This window comes from Haloferax prahovense DSM 18310 (assembly GCF_000336815.1).
In the GTDB taxonomy this organism is placed as follows: Archaea; Halobacteriota; Halobacteria; order Halobacteriales; family Haloferacaceae; genus Haloferax; species Haloferax prahovense.
In genome coordinates this window covers 36,243-61,413 of record NZ_AOLG01000011.1, presented here as the reverse complement: position 1 = coordinate 61,413, position 25,171 = coordinate 36,243, and the positions used below count along the sequence as shown (strand labels likewise).

Annotated in this window: 28 protein-coding genes; 15 read left to right on the top strand and 13 right to left on the bottom strand. The window is 68.2% G+C overall.

All coding sequences use genetic code 11. The features are described from left to right. Positions 1-29: 29 nt before the first annotated feature. The gene (locus C457_RS05820) at positions 30-2,243 is read left to right on the top strand and encodes a DUF7527 domain-containing protein (RefSeq protein ID WP_008092796.1); all 2,214 of its coding nucleotides are present in this window, start codon (positions 30-32) and stop codon (positions 2,241-2,243) included. Positions 2,244-2,531: 288 nt separating this feature from the next. Here C457_RS05820 and C457_RS05815 read toward each other — a convergent pair whose 3' ends face one another. After that, positions 2,532-2,837, bottom strand: a complete 306-nt coding sequence (locus C457_RS05815) for a hypothetical protein (protein WP_004043804.1) — start codon at positions 2,835-2,837, stop codon at positions 2,532-2,534. Between the two features lie 232 nt (positions 2,838-3,069). On the opposite strand from C457_RS05815, the gene C457_RS05810 reads away from it, so the two are divergent. From C457_RS05810 to C457_RS05800, 3 genes are all read left to right on the top strand, one after another. Further along, positions 3,070-4,401, top strand: a complete 1,332-nt coding sequence (locus C457_RS05810) for an adenylosuccinate synthase (protein ID WP_008092793.1) — start codon at positions 3,070-3,072, stop codon at positions 4,399-4,401. A 122-nt stretch (positions 4,402-4,523) separates the two neighbouring features. After that, positions 4,524-4,709 (top strand): methytransferase partner Trm112, encoded by a 186-nt coding sequence (locus C457_RS05805; RefSeq protein ID WP_013035425.1) that lies wholly within the window; start codon positions 4,524-4,526, stop codon positions 4,707-4,709. A gap of 56 nt (positions 4,710-4,765) precedes the next feature. Further along, complete coding sequence (locus C457_RS05800) at positions 4,766-5,347, top strand: DUF7524 family protein (protein ID WP_008092789.1); 582 nt, start codon at positions 4,766-4,768, stop codon at positions 5,345-5,347. Positions 5,348-5,392: 45 nt separating this feature from the next. Here the strand turns inward: C457_RS05800 and C457_RS05795 are convergent, their stop codons facing one another. Together C457_RS05795 and C457_RS05790 are read right to left on the bottom strand one after the other, a co-directional pair. Continuing rightward, complete coding sequence (locus C457_RS05795; RefSeq protein ID WP_008092787.1) at positions 5,393-6,550, bottom strand: DR2241 family protein; 1,158 nt, start codon at positions 6,548-6,550, stop codon at positions 5,393-5,395. Then, positions 6,550-7,428, bottom strand: coding sequence for a CbiX/SirB N-terminal domain-containing protein (locus tag C457_RS05790; protein ID WP_008092785.1), 879 nt, complete (start codon positions 7,426-7,428; stop codon positions 6,550-6,552). Before C457_RS05790 ends, C457_RS05795 begins: the two co-directional genes overlap by 1 nt. A gap of 190 nt (positions 7,429-7,618) precedes the next feature. Here C457_RS05790 and C457_RS05785 point away from each other — a divergent pair, with 190 nt between their 5' ends. From C457_RS05785 to cysS, 3 genes are all read left to right on the top strand, one after another. After that, positions 7,619-8,113: a DUF7523 family protein gene (locus C457_RS05785; protein ID WP_008092784.1), complete on the top strand. Its 495-nt coding sequence runs from the start codon at positions 7,619-7,621 to the stop codon at positions 8,111-8,113. Between the two features lie 66 nt (positions 8,114-8,179). After that, on the top strand, positions 8,180-9,961 hold the full coding sequence (locus C457_RS05780; protein ID WP_008092781.1) for a globin-coupled sensor protein: 1,782 nt from the start codon (positions 8,180-8,182) through the stop codon (positions 9,959-9,961). Between the two features lie 146 nt (positions 9,962-10,107). After that, positions 10,108-11,592, top strand: a complete 1,485-nt coding sequence (gene cysS, locus C457_RS05775) for a cysteine--tRNA ligase (protein ID WP_008092779.1) — start codon at positions 10,108-10,110, stop codon at positions 11,590-11,592. Between the two features lie 36 nt (positions 11,593-11,628). Here the strand turns inward: cysS and C457_RS05770 are convergent, their stop codons facing one another. Beyond that, positions 11,629-11,913 carry a DUF357 domain-containing protein gene (locus C457_RS05770; protein ID WP_008092777.1) on the bottom strand — a complete coding sequence of 95 codons (285 nt, stop codon included), beginning with the start codon at positions 11,911-11,913 and terminating at the stop codon, positions 11,629-11,631. A gap of 141 nt (positions 11,914-12,054) precedes the next feature. Between C457_RS05770 and C457_RS05765 the strand changes: the two genes are divergently transcribed. Continuing rightward, positions 12,055-13,104 (top strand): NAD(P)/FAD-dependent oxidoreductase, encoded by a 1,050-nt coding sequence (locus C457_RS05765; RefSeq protein ID WP_008092776.1) that lies wholly within the window; start codon positions 12,055-12,057, stop codon positions 13,102-13,104. 64 nt (positions 13,105-13,168) lie between these two features. Here the strand turns inward: C457_RS05765 and C457_RS05760 are convergent, their stop codons facing one another. The 3 genes from C457_RS05760 to C457_RS05750 all read right to left on the bottom strand — a co-directional run bounded on the left by C457_RS05760 (position 13,169) and on the right by C457_RS05750 (position 14,990). Next, positions 13,169-13,354 carry a hypothetical protein gene (locus C457_RS05760; RefSeq protein ID WP_004977475.1) on the bottom strand — a complete coding sequence of 62 codons (186 nt, stop codon included), beginning with the start codon at positions 13,352-13,354 and terminating at the stop codon, positions 13,169-13,171. 101 nt (positions 13,355-13,455) lie between these two features. After that, positions 13,456-14,664, bottom strand: coding sequence for a TIGR04347 family pseudo-SAM/SPASM protein (locus C457_RS05755; RefSeq protein WP_008092773.1), 1,209 nt, complete (start codon positions 14,662-14,664; stop codon positions 13,456-13,458). Beyond that, complete coding sequence (locus C457_RS05750; protein WP_008092771.1) at positions 14,661-14,990, bottom strand: Htur_1727 family rSAM-partnered candidate RiPP; 330 nt, start codon at positions 14,988-14,990, stop codon at positions 14,661-14,663. Before C457_RS05750 ends, C457_RS05755 begins: the two co-directional genes overlap by 4 nt. A gap of 73 nt (positions 14,991-15,063) precedes the next feature. On the opposite strand from C457_RS05750, the gene C457_RS05745 reads away from it, so the two are divergent. After that, positions 15,064-15,585, top strand: coding sequence for a halocyanin domain-containing protein (locus tag C457_RS05745; RefSeq protein WP_049913410.1), 522 nt, complete (start codon positions 15,064-15,066; stop codon positions 15,583-15,585). Positions 15,586-15,669: 84 nt separating this feature from the next. Here C457_RS05745 and C457_RS21015 read toward each other — a convergent pair whose 3' ends face one another. Together C457_RS21015 and C457_RS05740 are read right to left on the bottom strand one after the other, a co-directional pair. Further along, positions 15,670-15,804 (bottom strand): DUF7560 family zinc ribbon protein, encoded by a 135-nt coding sequence (locus tag C457_RS21015; protein ID WP_008092767.1) that lies wholly within the window; start codon positions 15,802-15,804, stop codon positions 15,670-15,672. A 94-nt stretch (positions 15,805-15,898) separates the two neighbouring features. Then, positions 15,899-16,540, bottom strand: coding sequence for a helix-turn-helix domain-containing protein (locus C457_RS05740; protein ID WP_008092765.1), 642 nt, complete (start codon positions 16,538-16,540; stop codon positions 15,899-15,901). Positions 16,541-16,724: 184 nt separating this feature from the next. Here C457_RS05740 and C457_RS05735 point away from each other — a divergent pair, with 184 nt between their 5' ends. Next, positions 16,725-17,072: a winged helix-turn-helix domain-containing protein gene (locus C457_RS05735; RefSeq protein ID WP_008092763.1), complete on the top strand. Its 348-nt coding sequence runs from the start codon at positions 16,725-16,727 to the stop codon at positions 17,070-17,072. Next, complete coding sequence (locus C457_RS05730) at positions 17,072-17,272, top strand: DUF7511 domain-containing protein (protein ID WP_008092761.1); 201 nt, start codon at positions 17,072-17,074, stop codon at positions 17,270-17,272. The genes C457_RS05735 and C457_RS05730 overlap by 1 nt, the downstream gene beginning before the upstream one ends. A gap of 8 nt (positions 17,273-17,280) precedes the next feature. Here C457_RS05730 and C457_RS05725 read toward each other — a convergent pair whose 3' ends face one another. The 4 genes from C457_RS05725 to btuC form a co-directional block, all read right to left on the bottom strand. Further along, the gene (locus C457_RS05725) at positions 17,281-17,979 is read right to left on the bottom strand and encodes an RNA ligase partner protein (RefSeq protein WP_008092760.1); all 699 of its coding nucleotides are present in this window, start codon (positions 17,977-17,979) and stop codon (positions 17,281-17,283) included. Positions 17,980-18,052: 73 nt separating this feature from the next. Then, positions 18,053-19,222: a tubulin-like protein CetZ3 gene (cetZ3, locus tag C457_RS05720; RefSeq protein ID WP_008092758.1), complete on the bottom strand. Its 1,170-nt coding sequence runs from the start codon at positions 19,220-19,222 to the stop codon at positions 18,053-18,055. 83 nt (positions 19,223-19,305) lie between these two features. Beyond that, positions 19,306-20,763, bottom strand: coding sequence for a heme ABC transporter ATP-binding protein (locus tag C457_RS05715; protein ID WP_008092756.1), 1,458 nt, complete (start codon positions 20,761-20,763; stop codon positions 19,306-19,308). Then, entirely contained in the window at positions 20,760-21,854 is a 1,095-nt protein-coding gene (btuC, locus tag C457_RS05710) for a vitamin B12 ABC transporter permease BtuC (protein ID WP_008092755.1), read from the bottom strand. The genes C457_RS05715 and btuC overlap by 4 nt, the downstream gene beginning before the upstream one ends. Before the next feature lie 60 nt (positions 21,855-21,914). On the opposite strand from btuC, the gene C457_RS05705 reads away from it, so the two are divergent. The 4 genes from C457_RS05705 to C457_RS05690 all read left to right on the top strand — a co-directional run bounded on the left by C457_RS05705 (position 21,915) and on the right by C457_RS05690 (position 24,712). Continuing rightward, positions 21,915-23,051 (top strand): PGF-CTERM-anchored ABC transporter substrate-binding protein, encoded by a 1,137-nt coding sequence (locus C457_RS05705; protein WP_008092753.1) that lies wholly within the window; start codon positions 21,915-21,917, stop codon positions 23,049-23,051. A gap of 90 nt (positions 23,052-23,141) precedes the next feature. After that, the gene (gene srp19, locus C457_RS05700) at positions 23,142-23,420 is read left to right on the top strand and encodes a signal recognition particle subunit SRP19 (protein ID WP_008092751.1); all 279 of its coding nucleotides are present in this window, start codon (positions 23,142-23,144) and stop codon (positions 23,418-23,420) included. Continuing rightward, entirely contained in the window at positions 23,420-23,644 is a 225-nt protein-coding gene (locus C457_RS05695) for an H/ACA ribonucleoprotein complex subunit GAR1 (RefSeq protein WP_004977496.1), read from the top strand. The genes srp19 and C457_RS05695 overlap by 1 nt, the downstream gene beginning before the upstream one ends. A gap of 48 nt (positions 23,645-23,692) precedes the next feature. Further along, a complete protein-coding gene (locus C457_RS05690) occupies positions 23,693-24,712 on the top strand; it encodes a presenilin family intramembrane aspartyl protease PSH (protein ID WP_008092749.1) in 1,020 nt (339 codons plus the stop codon). The last annotated feature ends 459 nt before the right edge of the window (positions 24,713-25,171 follow it).

The window sequence follows — 25,171 nt, the reverse complement described above, 5'->3', positions numbered from 1 at the left end:
TTGATTCGGTTCCGGTGATGTAACCCCAAATGGATAGCGAGATTATCGACGCGGTGACCGGGTGGGACTCCGCGCCCGCCGGACGTGGCTACGGTGGCCTCCGGTCGCTCGCGGACGACGGCTTCACAGGTGCCGTCGTCGCTGGCATGACGTGGGGATTCATGCTCAACGGCCGTCTCCTCGGGGTTTTCGATGGGACGGTCGCGGATTTCGAGGGTGAATCGTTCGAGGCGCACCGCGCACCGGACCCGGCGCTGCCGCTTCTGTACGCGATGCGGGAGACCGGCGGCGACATCCGCGCGCAGTACTACACCGAGGAGACGCCGCTGGGGGACGCCGACGGAACGCTCTCGGCGGGCGGCTTCACCGGCTACGTCGAACTGTCCGAGAACGTGCTCTCGGGCGACTACTACGTCGTCTACCACGGGGGGAAGTCGATGAGCGCGGCCTTCGTCGGCAACAGCAAGCGACTCGTCACCGGCGACGACGCGTTCGAGCGCGCGAGCGACGAGGTCGGCATCTACAAAGTCTACGACGTGGACCTCGACCTCGTCGATATCCCGGAGCCCGAGTCCGACGAGGACGAGGACGAGGACGAGGACGCGGCGGGAGTCGCGGCGGCGGGTGGCGAGGCCGACGCGACGGACGCGTCCGGAGAGCCGGAGACGCCGACGACCACAGACGAGCCGAGTACGACCGGGGCAGCCGACAACGAGTCCGAGCGCGCCGGCGACGGCGACGACCCCGCCGACGGGGAGCCGGAGCCGGCGACGGCCGACGCCCCGGCGAGTGCGGAATCCCCGACCGAAACCGCGGCCGACCCGGAGCCATCGACGCCCGACGACGACGGCACCGAGACGACCGACAATCCGTCCGCGGGCTCCTCCGAGTCACAGTCCCCGGAGCCCGCCGAGACAGAGGCGGCGGCAGCGACGGACCGGCCCGCGTCCGACGAGTCGACCTCACCGATGTCCGAAGGGCCCGTCGTCGCCGACGCCCCGCAGAAGAACGGGGAAGCGTCGTCTCCGGACCCGCTCGCCGAGGACGGCGCGACCGGCGACGACGTGTTCTCCGCCGAGGCACAGTGGCGGAACGCCCGGTCGATACCCTCGCTCGACCCTCGCGACGCAAAGGACGAGGCCGTGGACGACCACCCCGGAACCCCCCGAAGCCGTCGGGGGAACACGACACAGGCGACGCATCACCGTCCGTCACGGAGTGGGACGGGCGGCGAGGCGCGACCGTCGCCGAAAGACCAGTCGAACCAGCAGCAGTCCCAGCCGACCGAACAGACGCCGGACGAGCCCGCCGTCGACCCGGGGGAAGCCGAGTCGCTGAAAGAACGAGTCGAGGCGCTGGCGTCCGAGCGCGACCGGCTCGAATCCGAGCGAAACGCCCTCCGCGAGGAGCGGGACGAACACCGCTCGCGCGCCGAGGAGCTCGAAGAGCGCGTCGCCGAACTCGAATCCGAGGTCGAACGCCTCCGCGACCGGCTCGACGAGGCGGGCGTCCGGTCGACCGACCGGTCTATGTCGGCCGACGAGGCGCTCCGTGGGACGAACCTCTTCGTCCGCTACGCCCAGAAAGGGCAGGCGACGCTAGAGAAGGCCCACGACGGGCAGGCCTCCCGTGAGGAGGTCATCGAGAACCTCCGGCTGGAACACCACACCACGTTCGACACGGAGGGGCTCGGCATCGACGGCCAGCCCTACGAGGAGTTCCTCCGCGGGACGCCCGAGTACGGCTTCGCCAAGTGGGTCGTCACCGACCTGCTCTACGAAATCGGCGAGACGGGCAACCGGTCGAGCCTCGCCGGCGTCTTCGACTCGATTCCGAAGGCCGACCGAATCGAGTTGTACGGGAGCGTCTCGGTGCCCATCGGCGACGGCGAAACCGAGTCGCGGCAGTTCGACGTCATCGTCCGCGACCAGATGGGCGAACCGCTGTTCGTGGCGAACCTGAACGACTCGCGGGACCCGGCGACCCAGCCGATGGTCACCCAACTCATCAAGGACTCGAAGGCCATCGCCGACGCGAAAGAGACCCTCGGCTCGGCGTTCGTCGTCACGAGGAGCTTCTTCGAGCCGGAGGCGCTCGAAGCCGCCACGGCCGAGACCGGCGGCGGCCTCCTGAGTCGGTCGAAGCGCAAGAGCTTCGTGAAGCTCTCGCGGAAGCAGGGCTACCACCTCTGTCTGGTGGAGGCCCGCGGCGGCGAGTTCCACCTGAACGTACCCGACCTCTGAGTCGGCGACGCCTCGCGTCGACCGGCGCCGTCGCTGCGCTGTCGCTTGTTACGTTGCGTTCCGCCCCGATAGTCGCGCGCGGAGCGCCGCGGCTGTCGGCGTTACTGAACGATAGTGAAACGACCGCGGCGCTCGGAGCGCGGCCGCGGCGAGTGTCCGTGGTGTCGTGTCGGAACCGTTCGGTACCGACTGAATCGAAGCGCGGCTAACGCGGTCGGTCCGATGTCGTGCCCGGAAAGACTCGTCGGACGAAACAGGATAGAACGACCGCGTGCGCCTGAAGTGTGGTTAGTTCTCGATTTCGGCCGCTTCCTCGATCTTCATCGATTCGAGTTTGCCGACGATTTCGTCGAGCTTGTCGTCGAGTTCGTCGACGAACTCCTGGGTGCGCTCGGTAGTGATTGCGCCCTGGCTGGAGGGTTCGATGAGGTTCTCTTCTTCGAGAACGCGGAGGGAGTAGCGGACCTTGTGGTGCGGGTAGCCTGTCTCGTTGGACATCTTCACGATGCCGATTGGCTCACTTTCGATGACCATCTTCAGGACCTGGAGATGGCGCTCCAACATATCGACTTCCTTCTCAAGTCGGTCTATCATGCCATTTGTTAACTCTTCTTGGGAGGCTTTAAGCCTTGCCCTCCGGGTCGGCGAATAATGAGATAACGCGACCTTAACGAGGACACTAATTAACCGTTGTGTTATCCGTCGTCACGCCAATGCGTGTTCATGGCGTATTCTTCGGCGACGACTCGATAATTAGGCACGAATGTGCATTGCTCGTCGGCCGCGACCGTAATCTGTTTAGTGCGGCGCGGGGAACGGCCGACGTATGACTGTTACCATCGTCGGTTCGCAACTCGGCGACGAGGGCAAAGGCGCGCTCGTCGACCTGTGGGGCGGCGACGCTGACATCGTCGTCCGCTATCAGGGCGGCGACAACGCCGGCCACACCGTCGTCGAAGACGGCGAGGAGTACAAGCTTTCGCTCGTCCCGAGCGGGGCCGTCCGCGACAAGGTCGGCGTCCTCGGAAACGGCTGTGTCATCAACCCCCGGACGCTGTTCTCCGAGATTGACGACCTCCGCGAGCGCGGCCTCGCCCCCGACGTGCGCCTCGCTAAGCGCGCGCACGTCATCATGCCGTACCACCGCCGCCTCGACAACATCGAAGAGGAGGCGAAGGCCGACTCGGACCTCACCGTCGGCACGACCGGTCGCGGCATCGGCCCCACCTACGAGGACAAGGCGGGCCGCCGCGGCATCCGCGTCGGCGACCTGCTCGACCCCGACGTGCTCCGCCAGCGACTGGAGTACGTCGTTCCCCAGAAGAAGGCGCTCATCGAGGACGTGTACGGCCTCGAAGCCGGCGAGGAGTGCGACGTCGAAGCGCTCGTCGAGGAGTACACCGAAATCGGCCGCCGCCTCCGCGAGGACGACATGGCCGTCAACTGTGGCGACTTCCTCGCCGAGCGCCGCGAGGCCGGCGACAACGTGATGTTCGAGGGCGCGCAGGGCACCCTCATCGACATCGACCACGGGAGCTACCCGTACGTGACCTCCTCGAACCCGACCGCCGGCGGCGCGGCCACCGGCACCGGCGTCGGCCCGACCGTCGTCGGACAGGGCGAGGTCGTCGGCATCGTCAAGGCCTACCTCTCCCGCGTCGGCGAGGGCCCGATGCCGACCGAACTGAAAGACGACGACCGCGAGGAAGAACTCGCGGACTTCATCCGCGAGAAGGGCGGCGAGTTCGGCACCGTCACCGGTCGCCCGCGCCGCATCGGCTGGCTCGACATGCCGATGCTCCGCCACGCCGCCCGCGTCAGCGGGTTCACCGGCATCGCGGTCAACCACCTCGACGTGCTCGCCGGCCTCGACGAGGTCAAGGTCGGCCACGCCTACGAACTGGAGGGCGAGGAACGCCTGACGATGCCCGCGACGACCGAGCGCTGGGGCGAGTGCGAACCCGTCCTCAAGGAGTTCGACACGTGGCCGGAAGTGGACTGGGCGGCGGTCGCCGAGGAGGGCTACAACGCCATCCCCGACGCCGCACAGGACTACCTCGAATACCTCTCTGACGAACTCGACGTGCCGATTTACGCCGTCGGCGTCGGCCCGGGCCGCGAGCAGACGGTCCACCTGGAAAACCCGTTCGACAACTGAGCCTCGACGACTGGCCACCGATTCGCGGCTGACGCGACTGCGGCGGCCGCCCCCTCCGCCGAGCCCGCCGCGACGGCGGCGAACCCGTACGCTTTTACTTCGCGCAATCCACCGTCACGACGATGAAAGAATCCCTGATGGACATCCTCTGTGACCCCCTCGACAAGAGCGAACTCGAGCTGGAAGTCGACGAGCGCGACGGCGACGAAATCATCGAGGGGCGGCTCATCGGTACGGTCACCGGCGAGGTGTACCCCATCGAGGATGGCATCCCGAATCTCCTGCCACCGGACATGCGCGACGACTGAGGCGCGCACCTCATCGGACCTGAACGTTTTTCTATTCTCGTATCGACGGTGAACCCGTGTCGAACGCGCCGCTCACCGTCACGCTGAACGACGAGCGCCCCCACGACCTCTCGGTAGCGCCGTCGTTCGCAACGAACGGCCCGTTTTCGGTCGAGCTCGCGAACCAGGGACAGGCGGTGCACGTCCACCTCCACGTCGACGACGAGCTCTCGCGCGCGGCGAGCCTGTCCGAAGGAAATCACTTCGTCGACGGCGGCCAGACCAAGACCGTCGAGGTGTTCGTCACCCCGCCGCCGGAGCCAGTGTCGGGGAAGCTGAAGATAGTCTCCGGCCACGGCTCGGAGACGAGGTACGTCGACGTGACCGTCGAACCCGGCGAGGGTGGCAAACCGCCGGTCGACGTGGACGAGACGCTCTCGAAGCCCAAGCAACCCGACCCCGAGCCGAGCGTGACCGAAAGCATCGCGGACGTGTTCCCGAGCGTCGATCCGCGAGCCGCCCCGCTTTTCGGCCTCGCGCTCGTCGCGCTCGTCCTCGCGGTGGCGCTCGCGTCGGTGTTCGAGAGCTTCGCCATCACCCTCGGTGCCGGCGTCGTCGTCGGCGGCGTCCTCGCGGCGCTGGTGCTGACGATGCGGTGACGGCGTCCGAAAAATCGGTCCGATTCCCGTTCCTCGCGTCCCGACCTACTCGTCGTCGGACGCGTCGGTCGGGACGCCGCCGAGGTTGCCCTCGTCGTCGAACAGCTTCGCGCGCAGGAACCGCGCCCGGTAGCGGTTCGCGCCCTCGTACACGTCGGCCTCGCGGATGGCGTCGGTGCGGTCGTCCGCGACGGCCTCGATGATATCTTCGACCTGTTCCTTCTCCGAGGGCGTGAGTTCGAACTCGTACGTTTGGGTCTCCTCGCCCTCCAGCCGCGTCCACTTGCGGGACGCCGCGATGACGACGGAACACGGCTCGCGGCACGGGAACGCGCCGTCGCCGCCGTCCACGTCGAGGTCGGTGTCATCGTCGTACTGCCACTCGCGGCGCTTGACGCACTGGCTGTCGTCGCAGCAGGCCTCCGCGACCCAGTTGACGTGCTCGTGGCCGTCGCCGCGGTTCCACGTCTTCACGACGCTGTACATCCCGGTCTGGCGGCCGATGGCGTCCGCCCAGTGCGCCACGTCGAGTTCGCCCCGGCGCTCGCGGTACCAGTTCGGCACCGACGCGGGGTAGAACGTCTCGACGGTCTCGACGAGGTCGTGAGCGTCGAGGTCGGGGAACACCCAGCCGCCGGCGAGGTTGTTGCCGGTCTTCAGCGGGCGGTACCGCCCCTTCTCGTCGTAGGTCGCCAACTGCCGGGCCGCGAGCGATTCGCGGTAGGGGTCGAGTTCGTCGCGGTCGGCGTCGACCTCGTCGGCGTGGCGGAGTTCGTAGGACCGCTCGCCGTGATCGTCGACGGTGACCGTGACGAGCAGTTGGCCCCACTCGCGACAGACGCCGTCTCGGAGGTCGTCGTAGCGCTCGGGAACCGAGGGGGCGTCGCCGTCGTTCTCGGTGTCGTCTGCGTCTCCACCGTCGTCGCCTCCCGCATCGACGGACGCACCCTCGACCCAGCGGAGGAACGCCCGCCGCTGGGGGCTGGACTCGCCGACGACCTCGGACCAGAAGTACCAGTTCGTCGCGTAGTCGTCGTAGTCGGCGAGGGCCTCGCGGAGACCGCCTTCCGTGAGCCCGTTCAGCGTCGATTCGGGCGTTTCGAGGCGGAAGCCGTCGTCGGAACGGGAGACGGTGAACCCGTCGAGGGAGATTCCGTCGCCGGTCGCCGCGGCGTCGACGAGGGCGTCGAGGTGGTGCCCCATCAGTTCGCCTCCTGCGGCGTCTTCCGAGTACGTTCGCGCACGACTTCGAGAGTGTTGCCGATGTCGGCGCCCGCGTCGGCGGCGCGTTCGAGCACCACGTCGGCCATGAGTCCCTCGGTCCCGACCGCGCCGGCGTACCAGATGCGGTGGCCGTCGACCTCGGTGGGCACGTCGTAGCCCGTGCGGTAGTCGTCGGTCAGGCCCATGTCCTCCGGGATGTCCTCCTGGGTGTGGAAGCCGTCGGCGATAAACAGCGGGACGACGACCACGTCCTCGGACTCGAAGTAGTCGGTCACGTCGTCGACCTCGGGTTCCTCGTCCATGTAGAGCGCCTGCACCTCGTCGAAGCGGTCCATCTCTCGGATGCGGTCGGCGTGGTACTCGATGGCTTTCGCGGAGTTCTCGTTGCGCTCGGTGCCGTGGCCGACGACGGCGAGGCCGAAGCCCTCGCCGACGTTCGGGTCGCCGGTGACCGTCTCGGCGCGGCGGACCAACACGTCGGTCATCGCCGCGTGGGTTCCGACCGGCCCGCAGTAGTGAATCGTCTTCTCGGGCACGTCCGTCGCGGAGAGGGTGACGTGCGACGCCGACAGGCCGTCGGAGTCCCAGTCGGCCACGTCCCACCCCTCGAGACGGAGTTCGCGCGGGATGACCTGTTCCGTGAAGTAGCCCTCGCTGATGAAAAGCGGGACGACGTACACCTCGTCGGCCTCGACGGTCCGGAGCACCTCGCGAATCGACGGCTCTTCCTTCCAGAAGCCGGTCCGCACCTCGTCGAACGCGCCCACCTCGCGGACCGTGTCCGCGTGGTCGTAGGTGGGGGCGCTCGAATCCGGGTTCAGGTGCGACCCGTGCGCCACGATGACCAGGGCTTGCATGTCCGGGGGTTACGAGGCGACTGTCTTATGAACTTCGCATCGAAGAAAGGAATCTTCGGGTTCGGACAACTCGCGTTCGCCACTCGTTCAGGAGACGCGAGGCGGGGCGCGGGGAGTCGCGACCCGCGGACGACCGCGGCAGCGCCCGGCGAGCGGCGCTTTTTTGCGCGCGCCCGACGACCCGGCAGACATGTCTCTCGCCGCCGACGCGCGCGACGCAGTCCGCGAACGACCGTACCTCCTCGCCGCGCTCCGCGCGGGCGTCGTCAACTACGCCGCCGCCGCGGCCGAACTCGACCTCGGCGACGACGAGGCGGTCGCGGCCGCGCTCCGCCGGTTCGCCGCCGACCTCCCGCCGCTCGAAGCCGACCCCCGAGACGCCGCCGTGACGATGCGAAGCGGCGTCGGCCTCGTGGGCGAGGACGTCGAGGAGACCGATGGCGAACCCGTGCTCTCGGTCGCCGGCGTCGACCTCGCGGGCGGCGGCCCGCTCACGGCTATCATCGCTGAGGGCGAGGTCGACCCGACCGTCCTCGCCGCCGTCCTCTCCCGACTCGACGCCGAGTCCGTCGTCGTCGACGCCGCGGGCGTCGCGGGCGACACGCTCGCCGTGGTCGTTCCGCGCCGACAGGGGGCCGCCGCCCTCCGCGTCGTCGAAGCGGCCGTCAGCGATTTATACGTCTGATTTCCGGATATCAACCGTGATAGACGGCGGCCGGCGCTTATTACCTCGGAGCCGGTGAGTTCGTCAATGGTTTCGCCCAGCCCCCGCGACGACGACGGCAACATCTCGCTTTCATCCACGGAACTCCTCGACGAACTCGACCTCGACGCCGACGAGTTGGGCTGGCGGCAGTCGTTCGTCGGCTTCGACGACGAGGACGCCGCGCGCCTCGCCGACCTCCGGGGCGTCGTCGAGGCCCGCGACGAGGCGCTCGTCGACGGCTTCGTCGAGCCGATTCTCGCGAACGAGCGGACGACGGACGTCATCGACCGCTCGAAGACCGACCTCGACGGCCTCCGCGCGGTCGTCGCCGGCTACTACCGCTCGTTCACCGACGGGAACTACGACCAGAACCACTACGCGGCGCGCACGCGAATCGGCCTGCTCCACGACAAACTCGACATGCCGCTGCACTACTTCGGCGGGATGTTCGCCAACGTCACCGGCATCTTCGCGGACGAACTCCGCGAGCGCGCCGTCGCCGACGCCACCGAGTCGCTGTCCGGCGACGACGCCGACCGCGTCGAACACGCCGTCGAGGAGGCGTTCGCCGACATGATGGCCGTCGTCCGCGGGCTCAATCTCGACCGGCAGGTCGTCAACGCCACCTACCTCTACTCGTACTCGCTTGACGTCCGCGAGGAGGTCCGCCGAGCCAGGGAGAGCCGCGGGAATCTGGAGTCGGTTGCGTCCCAACTCCACGAGGAGACCGCCGGCACGAGCGAGAGCATCGCGGAAATCGAGGGACTGGCGGCCCGACAGGCCGACATGACCGAGGAAATCGCCGCCGAGCTATCGAACCTCAGCGCGACCGTCCAGGAGGTCGCCGCCACCGCCGACGACGTGTCCTCCCGGAGCGACGAGGCAACCACGCGGGCCGAGGAGGGCCGAGCCGAGGCCGGCGAGGCCATCGACGCGATGCGGCAGGTCGGCGACGACCGCGACGAGATCACCGTGAACGTCGAGGCGCTCGTGGCCGCCATCGACGAGATTCAGGACATCGTCGAGGTTATCGACGAGGTGGCAGACCGGACGAACCTGCTCGCGCTCAACGCCTCCATCGAGGCCGCCCGCGCCGGCGAGGCTGGTTCCGGCTTCGCCGTCGTCGCGGACGAGGTGAAGTCGCTCGCCAACGAGTCGAAGTCGCAGGCCGAGCGCATCGGCCAGATGATAGAGGACGTGACCGACCACATCGAGGACACCGCCGAGGCGCTGTCGTCGGCCGACGAGAACATCGACCACGGCATCGAGCGGGTCGAATCGACCGTCGAGAGCCTCGACGAGATAACCGACTCGGTCGCCGACGTGACCGACGGCATCGACGAGGTCGCGCGGGCGACCGACGAGCAGGCGACGCTCACCTCCGACATCGCCACCTTCGTCGACGACGCGGCGACGCAGGTCGACGAGGTGACCGCGGAGATAGACCGCATCTCCGAGAGCGTCTCCGAGCAGGCCGAACAGGCCGCCGACCTCGACACGGCCGTCGACAGTCTGGACCGCGAGGCCGACCTCGAATCGTTCCGCCGGCGCGCGGAGACGACGACCGACGGCGGCGTCGCGACCAGAGGCGGCCACTACGCGCTCGCGTCGGCGACGAACGCCGACCGCGCGGTCACGAGAGACACGGCACCGACGAACGCGACCGGCGACCGAGTCGGCAAAGCGGGTTCGGCCACGACCGACGGCGATGCGACCGACGACGACCCGACGGACCGGATTCCGGCGTTCGTCAAGCGACTGCTCTCGGAGGAGACGCTGGCGAAGATTCGCCGCGGCGAGGCCGACCGCCCGGAGTGGACGAAGTAGCGGCGACGACGGGGATGACGGCCGCGAGGGTAACGGCTACGGGGTGACGGCTACGGGGTGACGACTGCGAGGACGAGGCGATTGGCGTCGAGAGACCGACCGCGCTTCCGACGGGTTGAAAGTGGTCCCGGAAGTAGCCGAGTGTGATGACCCTGTCCGTGACCAACACCCTGACGGGAGAGCGCGAGGAGTTCGAGTCGCACGGCGACGAAGTGTTGCTCTACGTCTGCGGACTGACGGTCTCGGACGACGCCCACCTCGGCCACGCCCGCCTGTGGATGCACGCCGACCTGATGCACCGCTGGCTGGCCTACGAGGGCTACGACGTGCGCCACGTCGAGAACTTCACCGACGTGAACGAGAAGATAGCCGCCCGCATCGGCGAGGACGACCTCGGCGACGACGAGGCGAGCGTCGCCGAGCACTTCGTCGGCGACGTGATTCGCGACATGCGCGGGCTCAACCTAAAGCGCGCCGAGGTGTACCCGCGCGTCTCCGAGCACATCCCCGAGATTATCGACCTCATTCGGACGCTCGTCGACCGCGGCCACGCCTACGAGTCAAACGGCTCCGTCTACTTCGACGTGTCCACGTTCGACGACTACGGGAAGCTCTCCAACCAGAAACTCGAGGAACTGGAGTCGCGGGCGACGAAAGACGAGCGCTCCGAAAAGCGCAACCCGACCGACTTCGCGCTCTGGAAGGCCGGCGCGGTCGACCCCAAGACGGCCGCCGAACACCGGAACCCGGACCTCGAACCGCTTCACGAGCCGTGCGGCGAGACGTGGGAGTCGCCGTGGGGCGAGGGCCGACCCGGCTGGCACATCGAGTGCTCGGCGATGTCGATGACGCACCTCGGCGACACCCTCGATATTCACGTCGGCGGCCGCGACCTCGTGTTCCCGCACCACGAGAACGAAATCGCCCAGTCGGAGGCGGCGACCGGTCAGCAGTTCGCCCGCTACTGGCTCCACGTCGGCCTGCTCCAGACCGAGGGCGACAAGATGAGTTCGAGCCTCGGCAACTTCTTCACCGTCGGCGACGCCCTCGCCGAGTTCGGCGCGGACGTGATTCGGACGTTCTACCTCTCGACTGCCTACGGCTCCGAACAGACGTACTCCGAGGAGACCATCGCCGAGGCCGAAGAGCGCTGGGAGCGCCTCGAACGGGCCTACGAGGCCGCCGTCGACGCGGTCGACAGCCCCGACGCCCGGACGAAAGTCGAGGCGACGGAGCTCCGCGAGACGGTGACCGAGACCCGCGAGCGCTTCCGCGCGGCGATGAACGACGATTTCAACGTCCGCGAGGCGATGGCCGAACTGCTCGGCCTCGCCGGCGCGGTCAACCGCCACGTCGCCGACGCCGACGAGTACGACTACCGCGCGCTCCGGCGGGCAATCGAGGCGTTCGAGGACCTCGGCGGCGAGGTGTTCGGGCTCTCGTTCGGCGGTGCGGGCGAGGGCGGTGACGTGTCGGTCGCGGAAGACCTCGTGCAGCTCGTCTTGGACGTGCGCGAGGCCGAGCGCGAGGCGGGCAACTACGAGCGCGCCGACGACCTGCGCGACGACCTGACGGCGCTCGGCGTCGAGGTCGAAGACGGTCCCGACGGCGCGACGTTCCGCTTCGAGTAACCCGAGTGGCGACGGTCCGGACCGCCCCCTCGACGCTCACATCGTAAACAGGTGCGAGTCGTCCGGGATGTCGAACAGCCCCATCCTGACGCCCGCGTCGAGCCAGCCGTAGCCGTACGAGAACGACGCCAGCGCGTTCACCCAGTCGTCGGCGGCCTTGAAGTGCCGGCCGTCGTCGAGGTATGATTCTGCCATCTCCAGACAGTCGGCGGCTGCCTCGCCGAGGTGCGTCTCGTCGGGGACGGCCTGCACCGCCTCGTCGAGCGCGTCGGCGAGCATCCCCTCGTAGCGGTTCGTCTTCTCCTGTAGGTCGGCGGCCATGCGGAGTGATGCGTCGGCGACGGATACCGGTCTTTCGCTCCGCGCGCTTCGGAGCCCGTGGCATGCGTTATCGTGCCGGTGTTGTAGCGCTCCTCGCAATACAGCGAAACCTTAAGACACCGGTGTAGCGAACTATCGGCTATGACAGAGGACGCCGATTCGTTCGTGGAACACAGGAAACTCATCGTCGCCGGCTCGGGCATCTCCGGGCTCTCGTCGGCTATCTACGCGGCCCGCTCCAACAACGAGCCGCTGGTGCTGGAGGGCGACGAGCCGGGCGGACAGCTCACGCTCACGACCGAGGTGGACAACTACCCCGGCTTCCCCGAGGGCATCTCCGGGCCGGAACTCATCAACAACATGAAAGAGCAGGCCGAGCGCTTCGGCACGGAGATTCGCCACGGCATCATCGAGGACGTGGACGCCTCCGAGCGCCCGTTCACGGTCACGCTCAAGAACGGCGACGTGTACACCGCAGACGCCATCATCGCGGCGTCGGGCGCGTCGGCCCGCACCCTCGGCATCCCCGGCGAGGAGAACCTGATGGGCTACGGGCTCTCGACGTGTGCGACCTGCGACGGCGCGTTCTTCCGCGGCGAGAAAATCATGGTCATCGGCGGAGGCGACGCCGCCGTCGAGGAGGCCAACTTCCTCACGAAGTTCGCCTCGACGGTCTACCTCGTCCACCGCCGCGAGGAGTTCCGCGCCGAGGACTACTGGGTCGACCGCCTGATGGAGAAGGTCGACGAGGGCGAAATCGAACTCATGCTCAACACCGAGGCGACAGAGCTTCACGGCTCGCCCGAGGAGGGCGTCGACCACGTGACGCTCGTCCGCAACCCCGAGGGGCACCCGAGCGACAAGCTCGACGACCCCGAGACCGAGGAGTTCGACTTCGACGTGGGCGCGGTGTTCTACGCCATCGGCCACACGCCGAACGCCGACTACCTCGAGGGGACGGGCGTCCAGCGCGACGACGACGGCTACATCGTCGCCAAGGGCGGTTCCGGCGGCGGCCAGACCGCGACCGACGTGCCCGGCATCTTCGCCGCGGGCGACGTGGTCGACTACCACTACCAGCAGGCCGCGACCGCCGGCGGCATGGGCGTGAAGGCCGCCCTCGACGCCGACGACTACCTCGAAGAACTCGAACGCGAGGAAAAGCGGGCGGCCGCGGGCGCGGCCGAGTAAGGCGAGCGAGCGACCTCAACGCTCGGCGTTCGGGTTTCATCTCACTCGATTTCTCTTCGGCTCCCTACGTCAGCGACCGCAACAGCCACGCGAGGATGAAGCTAATCGCCACGAAGATGAGGTAGACCCCCGGCGAGAAGCGCACGTCCACGACGCCGACCGCGCCCGCGACCGCCACGGCGAAGAGGACGAGCCCGACGCCGACGAGACCGTTCCCGAGGATGTTCGGGACCCCTCGTTTGGTTTCCATACCCCGCGGTTGGACTCGCCGAAAAATAAGCGTGCGGAGCGTTCCCAGCGGGTGAAACGGGACGCGGTTGTGGTCCGACGGACGCGGCCCGCCCGCAGTCGTCAGTCGGCCGCGCCCGGACTCGCGTCGGCCCCCGCGCCGCGCTCTTCGGGCGTCAGGTAACACTGCGGGTCGGGGCCGAACAGTTCGCCCGTCGCCGCGAGCGACCGAAGCCGCGAGGAGCCGCGGCACACGTCCTGATACTGGCAGGTCGCGCACTTGCCGGTGAGATGCCGTTCGCGCTCGCGGAGCTTGGCGAGAAGCGGGTTCGACTCGTCGTCCCAGATGTCTCCGAACGGGCGGTCCCGGACGTTGCCGAGGCTGTAGCCCTGCCAGAACTGCGTGAGGTGGACGTCGCCGCGGTAGTCCACGTCGGCGACGCGCTCGCCGGTCGGGTCGCCGCCGTTGACGCGAAGGTACCGGTGAATCCGCTCGGCGTGGTCGGCGTCGAGTTCGTCGCGGGCGTACTCGACCACGTAGGCGGAGTCGGCGTAGTTGCCGACCAGCAGCGTCTCTATCTCCTCGCCCTCGGCGTGGTACTCGCGGGTCATGTCGAACAGTCGGCGGACGGCGCGGCGCTGGGCCTCGTCGTCGAGGTCGGCGTCGGCGATGTCGCCGCCGCGGCCGCCGTAGTCGAGGTGGTAGAAACAGAAGCGGTCGACGCCGACGTCGTACAGCAGGTCGACCACGTCCTCCATGTCGGCGGCGTTGTGCTCGGTGATGGTGTACCGGAGGCCGGTCTTGAGCCCCACCGACAGACAGTTCTCGATGCCGCGGACGGCGGCGTCGAACGCGCCCTCTTTCCCGCGGAAGCGGTCGTTGCGCTCTTCCAACCCGTCGACGGAGACGCCGGCGTAGGAGAGCCCCGCGTCGCGGAGCGCTCGGGCCTTCTCCTCGGTGATGAGCGTCCCGTTGGTCGAAAGCACCGCCCGGATGCCGGCGTCGGTGGCGTAGTCGACGAGTTCGACGAGGTCTTCTCGGACGAGCGGTTCGCCGCCCGAAAACAGCAGGACGGGCACGTCGTAGGCCGCGAGGTCGTCGATGAGCCCCTTCGCCTCTGCGGTCGAGAGTTCGCCCTGCGCGGGGTCGAGGTCGGCCCCGGCGTAACAGTGTTCGCAGTAGAGGTTACAGCGCCGCGTCGTGTTCCAGACCACGACCGGACGTTTCTGTTTCTCCTCGCGTATCTGGTCGATGTCGGCGTCGGGGTCGTCGTAGCGGAGGCCGTCGCCCTCGGCGCCCTGCCCGCACAGGAGCTTGCTGATGGAAATCACTCGACCGACACCCCGTTTTCGGCACCGCGGGCGGCCCCCGCCGTCTCGCCGTCCGCCGCGTCGCCGTTCGCGGCGAGGTCGTTCCCGCCGAGTCGGAGGAACTCGTCGGCCGGCGCGAGCCAGAGGTCCGCGTCGCCGTCGCCGAACAGCGTCCGCGCCTGCTCGGTCGCGAGGTCCTCGGCGGGTGCGCTCACGCTGCCGACGTGGCGCATCGGCTCGGCCGACGCGTCGCGGTAGAACACTTCCCACTGGCGGCTGCCGTCGATTCGCGGTCGTCGCCTCGGGTCGTCGTCGTCCATGTCGTCGCCTTCGGGCGGGGCGGCCACGCTCGTTTCGCCCGTTTTCAGCGCGTGGGAATCGAAGCTTTAGACTTGTTCGGCCACTCACTACGGCCAGCTAATGACGCAACGGTTCACCCGGCGGTCGGTTCTCCGCGCAACGGCGGCTTCGACAGGTATCGCGCTGTTGGCGGGCTGTTCGAGTTCGTCCGGCGACGGCTCCGGCGGCGCGGACGACGGGGGCGGTTCCGGCGGCGATTCGTCCGGCGGGGAGGACACCGCCGACCGCGAGATGCGGGACTTCGGCGGCTGGTTCGACCGGACGGGGAACTACGACGGCGTCCACGACCTGACGGGACAGGACACCGTCACGGTCGCGGTCGGTGCGGCCGGCAACGGCGGCGGCTACGCGTTCGCTCCCGCCGCGGTGGAGGTTTCGCCGGGAACGACGGTCGTCTGGGAGTGGACCGGAAACGGCGGCACCCACAACGTCGTCAACCGCGAAGACGGGCTGTTCGAGTCGGACCTCACCGTCTCCGAGGGCCACACCTTCGAGTACACGTTCGAGGAGTCCGGCGAGTACAAGTACGTCTGCGTCCCTCACGAGACGCTCGGCATGGTCGGCGTCGTCGTCGTCGAGTAAGCGCACGTCGTCGTCTTCGCGTCGTTGCGGGCGAGTGAACTCCCCAGCCCCCTCAGTCCGCGGGCAGGCCGGCCGGTGTCGGCGTCATGCGGACCGTAGGACGTCGTTCAGCGGCGCGGTACAGAGGACGCAGCCGGTCTCCCGGAGCGTCCGCATCATCGGCTCGTTGACCCGATAGCGCTCGCCGCACTCGGGACAGGTCACGTCGAACTCGCGCATCGTTGCTCACCGACTAGTGGTACGCCGTGGAGGTCCGAGGGGGCGCACCCTGCATTCGCGGGGGGCTGATACCCCGTCGGTGCGTCTCATCTCGTCACCCCTGAAGAATGGCACCCATGAGCTTCTTTTGCGCCATGGCGAGGTGCTCGGAGAACGTCGAGGTCGTGATGCCGAGTTCGGTTGCGACCTCGCCCTTGTTGGCGCGCCGCGGGTGGTCGAAGTAGCCCATCTCGTGGGCCGTCTCCAGCACCTCGCGCTGGCGGTCGGTGAGCTGGCCGCGCTCGACCAACACGAGGTCCCGCGACTCGTCGGACGACGACTGGAGCAGTCGGCGCACGTCCACGGAGCCCGACGATTCCCGAAGGGAGGCGACCACGTCGCGGAGCGTCTCAACGTCGGGCGCGTGGAAGGTCAAAAACAGCGCGCCGTCGCGCGTCTGAACGTCCACGACCGGGCAGTCGAACGCCTCGACGCGCTCGCAGGGACAGCCGATGCCGCCCTCGCGGTCGAACCGGTAGACGCTCCCGTCGCCGTACGCGAACAACTCCTCCATCTCCTCCGGGACCTCGGTGTCGTCGTCGAAGACGAACTCCTCGACGACCGACCCGCGCTCGTTGGGAGCCATGCTCCGCGAGAGCGCGTAGCCCGAGGTGTCGCCCTCGGAGACGGTCGCGACCGGACAGCCGTCCGGCCCCGTCACTTTCAACTCCGCTCTGATGCCCGCTGCGCTCGTCATAAGAGTATGCAGTCTCTCCAGCCCCTGATATAAACACCCCCGATACACCGGGCCTTTATATCGTGGTTCGTTTCCACCCGACGACTGCCGTCGCGCGGACCACGGCGGGTCACGGGGTGTATAAAGCGCCCTGTATATTCTGGGTGCCCTTCGACGGACGACGCGGCCGAAGCTACGGGTGAGCATGCAGACCGGCCTCAGACGCAAGCCGACCGGACCGAAGCCCGCCGAACTGGAGGCGGAACAGGTGCTGGAAGCGCTCTCGGACCGCGCGTGCCGGCAGATTCTCACGACCCTGCAGGGCGCGACCGAGCCGATGACCGCACAGGACCTCTCCGAGGTGTGCGACGTACCGTTGTCGACGACCTACCGGAAGGTCGAACAGCTCTCGGAGGCGGCGTTGCTCGAAGAGACGCTCCAACTGCGGGCGAACGGGACCCACACCCACCAGTACCGGTCGAGCGTCGAGTCGGTCACGGTCTCGCTGGACGACGAACGGGGGCTGGAAGTCGCCCTCGGCGGGGACCGCTGATGGGGTCGGAACCGGCACACCCGCCGGACTCGGGGCGCGAACACCCCGTGCGCCCGCGGCTCGCATCTCGGATGACTACCCATCCCGACGGGCGCGAGGAGTGCACGATTTACCCGGCCGACGCGACGCCCGAAGCGCAACTGACCCGGTGGCTATCGGCGTTCGAGGGGAGCTTCGTCGACCTCGAATCGATGGAGTAAGCGCGGCGTTACAGTCGGTCGGCGTCGACGCCGTCGTCGCCCTTGCTCCACGGGCGCGGGCTGTCGAGCGCCATGAGGTACTCTTCTAAGAGGGTCGGAAACGCCCGCCCGCGGAGGTTTCGGAGGCCGAAGTCGGCGGCCCAACTGATGATGCCGGTGTCCTCCGTGACGACGCCGGCGTTCAGTTCACGGGCGAGGATGAGGAGGTCGAAGTCCTCGCGGGAGTCGAGGACGCCCTGTCTGAGCGCGCCGCGGTAGTCCTCGCGGAGGTCGGAGATGACCTTATCCACGTCGGAGAGCTTCGACCCGCCGTTGGACCGCTGTTTCGACTCCTCGGCCTTGCGGACGGCCTTCTCCGAGACGCGGAGGCCGCGGTTGACTCGGTCGGACATCTCGTCGATGAAGCGGTAGACGACCTCCGCGGGGATGTACACCTCGTAGCGGTCGGGGTGTTTCTTGATGACCCACGTGTCGAGTTTGCCGAGTACGTCCTCCGAGACGCCGCGCTCGCGCAGGATGTGTTCCAACTCCGCGGCGATGGACGGCGGCATGTAACACGAGATGTTCAGGTCCAGTCGCGCGGCGGCGATGGTGTCGAGGAGCCGTTCGATTCCCTCCTCGAACGTCTCGTCGTCGTCTCGAATCTCCTCGGAGAGAAACAGCGAGGTGTCGAGCACGAACCGTTGTTTCAGCGGGTACTCGGCCATCGGTCGCCAATTGGTACCGCGGCACTATGACCCTTCCCCGTGATGAAAGTGAGAGGAACCGCCGGAGAGACGGTCAGAACAGCGGTTCGATGCGGTCGTCGCCGGTCGAGACGAGGTCGTCGAGCGACGCCGCGCTGGACTCGCGCTTGGCGAGCATGTCGCGTTGGGTCTCGATGGCGACCGCCTGCAGCTCCTTCACCCGCGGCACGTCGTAGACGCCCGACAGGAGCACGACCGCCGCGACGAAGTCCGAGTCGACGGGGTAGTCGCCGCCGCGAATCTCCATCGTCCCGGTCTCGTCTTCGAGCCACGTCCGCGCGCGCTCGATGCCGCGGCGCGAGAGCACGTCCGACGGGCCGGCGACGACGACGAGGCCGCGCTCCGCGCCGGCAATCTCGCAGGGCATCGTGAGCCGGCCGAGGGCGGCGCGACGCACGAGACTGGTGATGCGGTTCGTCGAGTCGCCGCCGTCTTCGGCGACGGCGTTCCCGCCGGAGAGCCGGGAGAGCAGGCCGCGCTTGGGGCGGTCGAGTTCGACGGCGGCGTAGCCGATAGTCGAGACGCCGCCGCTCCCGAGCGTGTTGATTATCTCGGAGGCGTCCACGACGGACTCCGCAACTGCCCCGGAGCCGTCGCCCTCGCCGGCGCTGAACAGCACGCCGAGGCGGCGGGCGAGCTCCGCGTTGAGGCTGCCGTAGCCGGCTTCGAGCGACTCGCCGGTCTTCCGCCAGGCGTCGTTGTCGAAGACGATGAGGTTGTCCACCTCGCGGACGAACGTCTGGAGCGACCGCGCGGCGTTGAGCGTGTAGATGCCGCCTTCGTCCCGCGCGGGGAGGATACCGAGGCCGTAGACGGGCTCGGTGTAGATGTGCTTCAGTTCGCGCGCGATGACGGGCGCGCCGCCGGAGCCGGTGCCGCCGCCGAGCCCAGCGACGACGAGAAACGCGTCTATCTCGTGGACCGGGAGGTCGTCGACCATCGAGAGCACGTCGCCCACGTCCTCCGCGGTCACCTCCGCGCCGAGTTCGTTGTCCGCGCCGACGCCGTGGCCCTTGACGCGCGTCAGACCGACGAGCACCTGCCGCGATTCGGGGACGTTTCGGAGCCCCCGGAGGTCCGCGCGAGCCGAGTTGACCGCGATAGCGTCGACGACGAACCCCGTCTTCGTCCGTCGCTCGTAGTCGACGAGGACGTCGACGACCTTGCCGCCAGCCTGTCCGATACCGATGAGTGCGAGTTTCATGTCCGTGTTCCTCTCAGAAAACGAACCACTAGACGCGCGCTCAGGCCTTGAATATGCTGTGCGTAGCGCTGTGCAACGACAGCTTAATCGGAGAACAGGTCGGCCGCCGTGTCGTCGCCAACGGCGTCGTCGTGGGTCGATTCTGCGTCGTTCGCGCCGGCGTCGGCGTCGCCCGGACCGGTTTCGCCGTCGCCGGTGCCGTCCCCGCCGGCGTCACGCTCGCGGAACGAGTCGCAGGCGAGTTCGCCGACGACCGAGAGCAAGTCACCGGGTTCGACGATGGTGCCGCGCTCCCGGAGGCGCTCGTAGACCGCGAAGCCGTCGTCTCCCGCGTAGTTTCGCTCCGAGAAGGGGCGTTCCTCGACGAGGACGAGGCGGTCGGCCTCGGCGGCCGCGCCGAGGTTGGCGAGGTTGCCGTCTCCGACCTCCACGTCGGCGACGACGGTTACGTCGGCGGCTTCGACCCGCGACTCGACCGCGGCCCGCGCGGCGTCGTCCACGGGCGAGTACGGCGGCACGGTCACGAGGTCCGCGCCGACTCGGCGGGCCGCCTCGGCGTCGGTGTCGCCCTCGTTGAGCGCGCCGGCGGAGAGGGCGTAGCCGGCCGCCGAGAGCAGGTGGAGCGCCCGCGCGCCGGTGCCGCCGCCACCGACGACGTGAACCCGACCGTTGGCGTCGTCCGACGACGGCGGGAGGGCGGTCACGTACACCGAACCGGTGACGGGGTGCCGGGAGACGACCGCCTCGGCGTCGAAGGCCTCGCGTAAGTGCTCCTCGGAGAGCACCGCCGCGGGGTCGCCCGCCGAGAGGATGCGCCCGCCCGAGAGGAGGACGAGCGCGTCGCAGTAGTGGGCCGCGAGGTTGAGGTCGTGGATGGCCGCGACCGCGGTCGTCCCGTCCGCGACGAGGTCGGAGACGAGTTCGAGCGTGCGGACCTGGTGGTTGATGTCGAGGCTGGCGGTGGGTTCGTCGAGGAGCAAGACGGGCGTCTCCTGTGCCAGCGCGCGGGCGATGAGGACGCGCTGGCGCTCGCCGCCGCTGACCTCCGTCACCGGGCGGTCGGCAAGCGACTCGACGGCGGTCCGGCGCATAGCGTCGTCGACAGCGGCGGTGTCGCGCTCGCGCCAGCCGTCGAACCGCCCGCGGTGCGGGGTCCGACCCATCTCGACGACGTCGCGGACGGGGAAGTCGAAGGTGACGCTCGTGGTCTGGGGGACCGTCGCCACGAGCCGACTCGCCGCCTTCGACGACAGGGCGTGCACGTCCTCGCCGACGACGCGGACCGACCCCTCGTCGGGCGCGAGCGCGCCGTTGAGCGTCCGGAGCAGGGTCGTCTTCCCCGCGCCGTTCGGACCGATGAGGCCCACGAAGGTGCCCTCGCCCACGTCGACGGAGACGGCGTCGAGAATCGAGTGTCCGCCGAGCGAGAGCGACACGTCGTCGAGTCGAATCGCCGGGTCGGCGTCGCCGAAGGGGTCGGAGTCGGCGGAGTCCGCGTCGGCACCGAGGTCGGTGCCGCTGGAGCGGTCGAAGTCGCTCACGGCGAGCGCACCTCCCGCGTGCGGAGCAGGTAGAGGAAGAACGGCGCGCCCACGGCGGCGGTGACGACGCCGACCGGTATCTCCGCGCCGCCGGAGCGGGCGACGGTGTCGGTGGCGACGAGGAACGACGCGCCCGCCAGCGCCGACGCCGGGAGCAACACCCGGTGGTCGGGCCCGACGAGGAGTCGGAGCATGTGGGGGACGACGAGGCCGACGAAGCCGATGACGCCGGAGACCGAGACGGCCGCGGCGGTGACGACGCTCGCGGTGGCGAGGAGCAGTTGTTTCGTCCGCTCGACCTCGATGCCGAGGGCGTGGGCGTCCTCCTCGCCGAGCAGCAGGACGTTCAGGTCGCGGGCGTGGACCAACAAGACGACGAACGGAAGCGGCAGGACGAGCGCCAGCATGCCGACCTCGCTCCACGTCGCGCCCGCGAGATGGCCCATGAGCCAGAAGACGACCTGCCGGAGGCTCTCGCCGCTCTGGAGGAGGAGAAACGAGATGACCGCGCCGAGGAACGTCTGGATGGCGACGCCCGCGAGAAGCAGGGTCGCCACGGGCGTCCGACCGTTCTCGCTGGCGAGGAGGTAGACGACGAAGGCGGTGACGACGGCGCTGACGAAGGCCGCGCCCTCGAGACCGAACGGAATCGAAAGCGAAAGCACGATGGTCGCGACCGCGCCGACGGCGGCCCCCGAGGAGACGCCGACGATGGAGGGGTCGGCCATCGGATTGCGGAAGAAGCCCTGCATCACGGTTCCCGCGGTGGCGAGCGCGAAGCCGACGAGGGCCGCGAGGAGGATGCGCGGCAGGCGGACCGAGAGGACGATGATGCGGGCGGGCCTCGGCACGGAGAACGCGAACGGCGAGACGAACTCCAGCGTCGGCGTCGGAACCGACCCGACGAGGGGGAGGACCGTCGCGCCGCCGAGGGAGACGCCGACCGGGATGGGAACCGCGTCGGCGAGGATGGCGGCGACGGTCCGGGGCGGGATGGTCACGGCCCCGATGCCGGCGCTCACGACGACGACGAGAAGCAAGAGCCCGGAGAGGCCGAGCGACCACGTGGTCGCCCGCGTGCGAACGCTCATTGAACACAACCGCGCTTTCAGTAGGTAAATATTTATTGAACAGTCGCTGAGGCCACTACCGTGAACCGACAACTCGTCGTCGCCCTACTGGCGCTCGCGACCGTGTTCGCCGGGGTTCCGGCACCGGCCGCGGCCGCGGTAGACCAGACCGCACAGCAGCAGACCGCGCAGTGTACGTTCCCGATGACAGTCACCGACGCCACGGGAACCGAAGTCACCATCACCGACGACCCCGACCGGGTCGTCACGACCAACCCGAGCGCCGCCCAGACCATGTGGGAACTCGGCGCGCGCGACGAGGTCGTCGGCGTCTCGCAGTACGCCATGTACCTCGACGGCGCATCGGAGAAGGGGAACGTCTCCGGCTCCGGCGGCCTCAACGTCGAGGCCGTCATCGGCCTCGAACCCGACCTCGTGCTCGTCCCGAACTCCTCGTACAACGCCGAGCCCGACCGCGTCGGACAGCTTCGCTCGGCGGACATCTCGGTCGTCGTCTTCGAGTCCGGGAAGTCGCTCGACGCCGTCGCCAACAAGACCGAGCGCGTCGGCCGCATGACCGGGAACTGCGAGGCCGGCGTCGAGCGCGCGGGCGAGATGCGCGAGTCGATGGAGCACATGCAACAGGCCCTCGACGACGCGGAGCGTCCCGTCGGTCTCAACTCCTTTTTCGGCTACACCTCGGGCTCCGAGACGTTCATCTCCGACATTATGACGACCGCCGGCCTGCGCAACGGCGCGGCGGAGGCGAACCTCACCGGCTTCGCCCAGATTAACGAGGAACTCGTCGTCGACATGAACCCCGAGTACATCGTCGTCCCCGACCACGCGCCGGTGCCGAGCAGTCCGGCGTACAACAGCACGACGGCGATACAGGAGGGCAACGTCATCGTCATCGAGGCGCACAAGCTCCAACAGCCCGCCCCGCGAGCCGTCGAGGCGAGCGAGGAGATTCTCGAAGCCGTCCACCCCGACGCCTACGAGCGCTACCAGCAGCTCGAAGACGAGTCGGCGACGGAGCCCACCGAGAACGCAACTGAGACGACCACGGCCGCGGATGCGACCGAAACCGACGCGACCGAGTCGCCCGCGACGACCGAGTCGTCGGAATCGACCACCGAGAGCGACGCGCCCGGATTCGGCGTCGTCGCCGGCCTCGCCGCCATCGGCGCGGTCGTCCTGCTCGCGCGTCGCCGGTAACCGGACCGACTCGCGCGTCGTTTTCCATTTCTCGTCGTCCGGCTCCGTGAGACCACAACCGTATTACCGGCGGATGGCGGACACACGGGTATGGTCGAGAACGTCATCTACCCCGCCTACCTCGACGCCGCGCTCTCGCGCAGCGAGGGCCGACGGGTCGCCCAGTCCGCGGCGGTCGAAGCGCCGACCGTCGACGAGATTGCGAAGGCCGTCCAGCAGGTCGGCTACGACGCCGTCATCGAACGGGACAAGCGGTACTCTCGGGAGTTCGACACTCGCGGGCGCGTCCTCGTGAACAACGCCGACGACGCCACGAAAAACGACATCGTGCAGGCGGTCGCCGCCTACGTCGGAATCCTCCGCGACTGATGCGGCGAATCGGCACGGTCTCCCGAACGGCGCAGGGGCTCGCTATCGTCCGCCTCGACGACGACGACACGCCCGACATCGGAACCATGGTCCTCGACGAGTCGCTGTCGACGGTCGGTCGCATCGTGGACGTGTTCGGCCCGGTCGACCGCCCCTACGTCGCTGTCACGGCAGACGACGGCTCGCCCGCGCGGCTCGTCGGCAGCAAGCTCTACGCTCGCTGACGACTCCAGAGCGCAACCCCCATACCCCTCGGGTGGGAACGCCCCTGCATGTCACGCCGCGCCTATCGGGGGGTCGCCCTCGCCGCCCTCATCTTCCTCGTCGTGCAGGTGGGTGCGCTCGCCCTCGTGCCGACGTTCTTCGAACAGGGGTACCAGACGGTCGAAGACCCCACCGACCCGACGAACAGCCTCCTCTACATCGGCGCGATTATCGCCATGACCGCGTTCATGCTCGCGGCGTTCAAGTACGACCTCGACCAGCTTATCCGCCTCATCATCGTGTTCACGAGCGGCCTGCTCGCGTGGTACGTCTTCGCCGCGCTCGTCCCCAACGCGCTCGTCGCCATCGCCCTCTCGGCGGGCGTCTCGCTCGCCCTCCTCGTCTACCCCGAGTGGTACGTCATCGACGCCGCCGGGGCGCTCATGGGTGCCGGCGCGGCCGCCCTGTTCGGCATCAGTTTCGGCCTGCTGCCGGCCATCGTGCTCCTCTCGGTCCTCGCCATCTACGACGCCATCAGCGTCTACAAGACAAAGCACATGCTCGACCTCGCGGAGGGCGTGATGGACCTCCGCATCCCGGTCGTGCTCGTCATCCCGACGACGCTGTCGTACTCGCTTCTCGACGACGACTTCGCCCGCGACGCCAACGAGGTCGGCGATGGCGAGAACGCGACAGACGGGGGCGAACCGGCAGCGGTGGCCGACGCGGAGACGGCTGACACCACTGCCGACACCGACGCCGAGGACTCCGGTTCCGGCGAGCGCGACGCCTTCTTCATCGGTCTCGGCGACGCGGTCATGCCGACCGTGATGGTCGCCTCGGGCGCGTTCTTCTCCGAAGCGCCGTCGCTGGGTGTCGGTGCACTCCCGGCGCTCAACCTCCCGGCGCTCCTCGCCATGGTCGGGACGTTCGCCGGGTTCGCCGGGCTGATGTGGGCCGTGATGAAGGGGCGGGCGCACGCCGGCCTGCCGCTTCTCAACGGCGGCGCAATCGGCGGCTACCTCGTCGGCTCAGTCGTCGCGGGCGTCCCGCTCGTCTCCGCGCTCGGACTCGCGCCGTACCTCTGAAACGCGGCTCCGTCGAAAATCTCTGTCAGTGACAGTTTGTTGCGGCTGTGCTGAATACAGGGCGCAAGTCGGTCACAGAACCTGCCGGTATCGATGTTAGGTATGGGGATTTTTATTATAACTCCCACAAGGGCTATCACTCTATAGATATCATATAACTAACACATGAAATTCATCTACATCGCTATTGCCGGTGCGATTCTTGCACTAATATCGCTCCCACTCGGCCTCATGCTAATTATTGTGGGATTGTCGTTGCATTTCTTTCAAAAGTACAACTCTCGCCGCCTTGATGAAGCGGGTGAGCGCTAGATAACCACGAGGATAGCAATGAACACCTACCTAACGACTGTTTCATCGCTGGTCGCGTGAATCGAACATCGAAATCTTGCTGAACTCATCTTCTACGTCTTGCACGCCGGTTCTATCACTTATCTAGAAGTTCAACAGCGACGTACC